The 4,009-nt window shown below is 41.5% G+C and carries 3 protein-coding genes; 2 read left to right on the top strand and 1 reads right to left on the bottom strand.

Annotated elements, in window-relative coordinates; genetic code table 11:
* Positions 1-539, bottom strand: a 539-nt coding sequence (locus tag T515_RS15840) for an RtcB family protein (protein WP_036613411.1), incomplete at its 3' end; no start/stop codon positions are given.
* 472 nt (positions 540-1,011) lie between these two features.
* Between T515_RS15840 and T515_RS15835 the strand changes: the two genes are divergently transcribed.
* Positions 1,012-2,070, top strand: coding sequence for an AAA family ATPase (locus T515_RS15835; RefSeq protein ID WP_036613410.1), 1,059 nt, complete (start codon positions 1,012-1,014; stop codon positions 2,068-2,070).
* 8 nt (positions 2,071-2,078) lie between these two features.
* Positions 2,079-3,959 (top strand): DUF2201 family putative metallopeptidase, encoded by a 1,881-nt coding sequence (locus tag T515_RS15830; protein WP_051671825.1) that lies wholly within the window; start codon positions 2,079-2,081, stop codon positions 3,957-3,959.
* The last annotated feature ends 50 nt before the right edge of the window (positions 3,960-4,009 follow it).

Below are 4,009 nucleotides of genomic sequence, written 5' to 3'. Positions count from 1 at the left end.
GTAGCAACGCCCTGATAGTACTCACATACTTCCTTTCCGAGCTGTCTGCTTCCTGTATGGATTACAAGATACTTATTACCTTCATCGTCCTTATCGATCTCTATGAAATGATTTCCGCCTCCGAGACTGCCTATGGCTCTCTCGATCTTCTTTGTATCCTTGAGGTTTCGGTAGCACTTCATCTCCTGAAGCTCCGGGAATCGTTCCAGTCTTCCTTCGTTAACTTCTCTTCCTGATGGAACATATTCACGGATAACATTATCAAGCTTATCGAAATCAATGTCGATGTTGCCGAATTCAACGGTCAGCATACCACATCCGATATCGACTCCTACTATATTGGGAACTATCTTGTCACCTAGTTCTGCTGTGAATCCTATAACGCAACTCTTTCCGGCATGACAGTCAGGCATGATCCTGATCTTTGCATCCCTGAAGGGCTCCTGATCCAGTATGTCTCTTATCTGATCACGACATACCTCATCAAAATTGTCAGTGAAAACCTTTGCACTATTGTACTTTCCATTAATTACTTGCATGCTTTTTTCTCTCTTTCTTAAATTAAACTATTCTTCAGTTTCGGCCCAGTAGCTCAGTAAGTAATTAAATATTTTTTTTACGTTTATAAGATATCAACTCATAATGACATTATGTGTCATCTACATAAAATATAGTATAAATATAAGATATCATAAATCATGAGCTAAAGGTAAACTTGTAGTTTAAAGACTTGATTTATATTTTATGATACCTTAATATACAGAAACATCGTTCACATACACATCTACGAAAGGAGGCCATCACTATGACAAAGAACTTTAGAAACTACATTAACAATATGGAAACCAGAGGTATGGCTATCCTTTTATCTCTTATCTGACAGTATAATCCTGTCTGTTTATAGAATCAAAAAGAAAACCATCTGACCTGACAAATTTTTTTCGGGTTATTTTTGTGCTGTTTTTCAAAACTGACCCTAAAATACATGATCATAAACAGAGGAATCAATATATGAATTTACCAATAACAGTAACACAGAATGACTTAATGGACATTCTGATAAATGTAGCTCCGATTCGTCCTGTATTCATATGGGGTGCACCGGGAATCGGAAAATCTGCACTTGTAGAAAAGTTTGCTTCAGACATGGGACTTCCATGTGTATCACTTCTCGGAAGTCAGCTTGCACCGGAAGATATAATCGGAATCCCTCAGATAAAGGGCGATACATCAGAGTTCCTTCCGCCAAAGATGATCGCACGTAAGGAACCCTACGTACTTTTCCTGGACGAGCTTAATGCATGCTCCCAGGAAGTTCAGAAGGCCTTCTACTCTCTCATCCATGAGAGACGTATAGGCGAATACCATCTCCCTGAGGGCAGCATCGTGGTGGGTGCGGGTAACAGAGCCCAGGACAGTGCCATCGTTAAGACAATGTCTTCAGCTCTCATAAACCGTATGTTCCATGTGCAGATGAAAGCGGATCCTAGACAATGGATAAAGTGGGCACAGGGAAACGGACTTCATCCCTGGGTGATTGACTATATCACCCAGAGACCTGATCATCTTTTTTCTGAGCCTCCAAAGACTGAGGAACCATTCTCAACACCGAGATCATGGCATATGTTAAGTGATGCTCTTAAAGAGTACGGCGCCGGAGAAAAGGTACTTCCTTCTGAAGTACTTAAGATGCTCTCCTATGCATGCCTTTCTCCTTCTCATGCAGGTATGTTCCTTGCATATACAAAGAGCTTAAAGAACAAGCACATGCTTTCAGACATTATAGCTGAGAATGCAAAGTGGCCCGCAAAGCCGGAAGACCGTGACATACTTTATTTCCTTGCACAGTCTTTCAGAGCAAAGCTTCTTACAGAACTTCCGAAGAGCAAGCAAGACATCTCAGGAAACATGCTTTCCTTTGTATATCGTGCCAAGGGAATGATCAAGGAACTGGCTACAATAAACTTTGAAATTGCGCAGATGGTTGTGGCATCTGATGATGAAAGCACTCTTCCTGACTGGTTCATGGTTGAGGTCATCAGGGATCTGCCACGTCTTGTAAATAACTAAGGACTGATATGGCTTATTTAAGAAAGAATTATTACTATCATGGAGATATCCCTCCGGATGAACAGGCCTTATATATGGGTTTCAGGATGATAGAGGAACACCCGTTACTTTCAAAGTTACGGGGTAATGTCTATCCCAAGGGAACACATATAAGCATGAAACACAGCATTTCCTGTGTCACAAGGAGCGGAAACATTTATACAAAAATATCTGCCGGTCTCAGTGCATCAGAGTGGGCCTTTGCATTGGCCCATGATCTTCTTCATCTTGCCTTCGGACATTTTGATAAGGATAAAATGCCTGATACTAAGGAATTTCATCCGGCAGTATGGAACAAAGCATGTGATATATATGTCACAAGGTTTCTGTACGATATAGGATTTGGAAAACCTCTTTTTCCGGACCCTGCAGCAGAATATACTATAAAACTAAACGACGAAAGAAAGATCTACGAATATCTCCTCAAATATGAAGGAACAGAACCGGAGCAGACTTATGGTCTTAATGATGAAAAATCACTTGATATGATAGGTGTTGATGCACCCATCGTTTATAAAGCCGGAGAAAAAAATGAATATGCAGAGGCGTTTTATTACGCTATTACTCATTCTATCAAGAAAGCCGTGAGTGAAGTTTCAGGCAGAGATATCAATAAAGATAAAGACACGCCGGTATACAAAGCTGCAAGATGGTTCCTTGCGCATTTTCCTTTACTCGGAGGTCTTGCGGCTTCATTCAGGATTATTGATGATGTAGAAATATGTCACAAATACGATATCCGGATAGCTGCTGTTGACTGCCGGGAAGGCGAGATATATGCCAATCCTTCCTGCGGTTTCACAATTGAAGAATGGAAGTTTGTTCTTGCTCATGAATATCTTCACGCCGGGCTCTGCCATCACGAGAGATGCCAGGGACGAGACACTTACCTATGGAATGTAGCCTGTGACTATGTTGTTAATGACTGGCTTCATGAAATGAGGATAGGTGAAATGCCATCTGAAGGGCTTCTCTATGATGAAGAACTTCACGGAATGTCTGCTGAAGCGATATATGACATGATCGTTAAAGAGATCAGGAAATTCAAGAAGCTTGCAACTTTCAGAGGCTACGGTCAGGGAGATATCTTCGGAAATAACGGTCCACACTTTGAAGGAATGGGTAAAGGCATAGGTCTTGATGAATTCTTTAAGAGTTCTCTTAGAGAAGGACTTGATTATCATATCACACATGCTAGAGGCTATATCCCGGCAGGACTTGTAGAGGAAATAAGAGCATTATCCATGCCGCCTATCCCTTGGGAAGTACAGCTTGGAAAATGGTTCGACGAACAGTTCCCGCCGGTGGAAAAGCACAGAACCTATGCAAGACCAAGCCGAAGACAGGGATCAACACCAGATATTCCAAGACCAAGTTATGTCGTTAAAGACGTAGATCTCGAAAGCAGAACTTTTGGTGTTGTAATAGATACTTCTGGATCCATGTGTTCATCACAGATAGGACTTGCCCTTGGTGCTATCGCAAGTTATGCCATGTCAAAGGATGTTCCTTTTGTAAGAATCATCTTTTGTGATGCAGAAGCTACAGATGCCGGATACATGGCACCGGAGGACATCGCCGGAAGAGTTGAAGTGACAGGCAGAGGCGGTACAATATTACAGCCCGGAATTAATGCTTTAGAAAAAGCAAAAGATTTCCCGGTTAACGGCCCAATTCTTCTTATCACTGACGGATATATCGAAAATGATCTTAAAATTAAAAGAGAACACGCTTTTCTCATCCCATACGGGAATAAGCTTCCGTTCAGGGCTAAAGGCAAGGTGTTCTACATGAAGAATTATGAGGGCCTTTCGTCATTTATAGTGGGTAACCCCACCATTGCTCATTGATTAAATTTAAAAGTTTCTGCTATCCTTGATATATCAACCAGCCACACAAG

It is taken from the genome of Oribacterium sp. P6A1, assembly GCF_000702885.1.
GTDB lineage: Bacteria > Bacillota > Clostridia > Lachnospirales > Lachnospiraceae > Oribacterium.
Note: the sequence above shows the minus strand (reverse complement) of the source record. Positions and strands in the feature narration are given on the sequence as shown.

What these genes read in the sequence shown, in the direction of transcription:
- T515_RS15830 (WP_051671825.1), top strand. Translation starts at nt 2,079, where the DNA reads ATGGCTTATTTAAGAAAGAATTATTACTATCATGGAGATATCCCTCCG.
- T515_RS15835 (WP_036613410.1), top strand. Translation starts at nt 1,012, where the DNA reads ATGAATTTACCAATAACAGTAACACAGAATGACTTAATGGACATTCTG.